2 protein-coding genes are annotated in these 1301 nt (G+C 62.8%); both read right to left on the bottom strand.

The window, feature by feature from the left end:
* Nucleotides 1–3: 3 nt before the first annotated feature.
* Complete coding sequence (locus tag AC5Y5O_RS31995; protein WP_036473928.1) at nt 4–768, bottom strand: GntR family transcriptional regulator; 765 nt, start codon at nt 766–768, stop codon at nt 4–6.
* Between the two features lie 73 nt (nt 769–841).
* A partial coding sequence (locus AC5Y5O_RS31990) for an amidohydrolase family protein (protein WP_500028744.1) occupies nt 842–1301 on the bottom strand: 460 nt, incomplete at its 5' end.

The following is a 1301-nucleotide window of genomic DNA, read 5'->3' as shown; positions in this document are numbered from 1 at the left end:
TTGCTAGCCCCGGCTGCTTGATGCACGGCTAACGGCTTCGCGGATCATCATGGGATCGTGAGTGGGGTCGAGCTTGGCCAGTGTGGTCAAGGCTGTGCGCGCCAAATGAGCGGCGATGAGCCGGCCGCACGTGACGGCGTCGCCTTGCTGGGCGGTTCTCATGATGGACGCGTGCTCATCATGGGCGATGTTGGCGAGTACCATTGCGTCACTGGCTGATTGGCGATAGAAAGCGCGGTAGCGTTCCGCGTGATCCCACAATTCTTCAAGTTGTGAGCGCATACGGGGACCCACCGCGCTAAACAATGCTGTGTGAAACACCCGGTGAGGCACGTGAAAAGCGTCATAGGATGTCGGGTCGGTCAAAATATTGTCCATCTGTTTGAGCGCCGCGGCGGCCCGGTCAAGGGTTGCGCTGTTCAGTTTCGGAACGCTGGCCTGCACACCGAGCGACTCGAGCATGATGCGCATGGCCGCGACTTGTTCGAGGTCATCAACCGACAGCGGCGCGACGCGAAGTCGTCGGTTGAAATCGCCCTCGAGTAGGCCTTCGCTTTGCAGCCGGCGAAGCGCTTCGCGCAGCGGGGTGCGGCTGATGTTGAGCTGGGCGGCCAGTCGTACCTGCGACACGAAGGCCCCGGGGGCGAGTTCGGCGTTGATGATCGCCCGTCGCACGGTGTCGTAGGCTTGCGCGGTGGTGCTGACAGGGTCTTCACGAGACGCTGCAGCGTCTGTGTCGGCGCCCGCGACGACCGTTATCTCTGTCATGGGTTCGACTTCGATGCGGTGGATCGATGGGGCCGATCATCCACTCGTCGGCAAGATTGTGCCATCACAGCGTCTACAGTAGCCTGATCGGCTCGTTTTCTGCATACAGTTGGGGCTGTCCGAGGATGCTGGCACGCGAGGCGACAGCGCGATGGTAGACGACGTCGAGTGCGGGATGGGTGAGCGCGGAATCCTTGAGGATCTCGCCGCGAACCATGACGATCTCGACATCGTGCGGCGTGGCGGCCGCGACGATGGCGGTGGCGGGGTCGGCGGCGGCAGCCAGACTGGGCGAGCCCAGATCGATGACGATCAGGTCGGCATCCTTGCCAGCGGTGATCGTGCCGATACGATCAGCCAACCCGGCGGCTGCCGCAGCGTCGCGCGTAGCAAACGCCAGTAAATCATGTGCCCGTGGGGGTGACCCGCCAGGTTGTGGGCGCATCGCAGCGTGGATCACCGACGCTGACTGGGCCGCTCTCATGGCGGTGAACATGTCGCCGGCGACACATACTTCGCTATCGATACTGAGA

This window comes from Mycobacterium sp. NGS40 (assembly GCF_059812735.1).
The sequence above is the reverse complement of the archived record's forward strand: the minus strand, read 5'-3'. Positions and strand labels throughout refer to the sequence as shown.

Bases quoted from the DNA above. Each gene is read 5' to 3' on its own strand.
- AC5Y5O_RS31995 (WP_036473928.1), bottom strand. From the start codon at position 768: ATGACAGAGATAACGGTCGTCGCGGGCGCCGACACAGACGCTGCAGCG.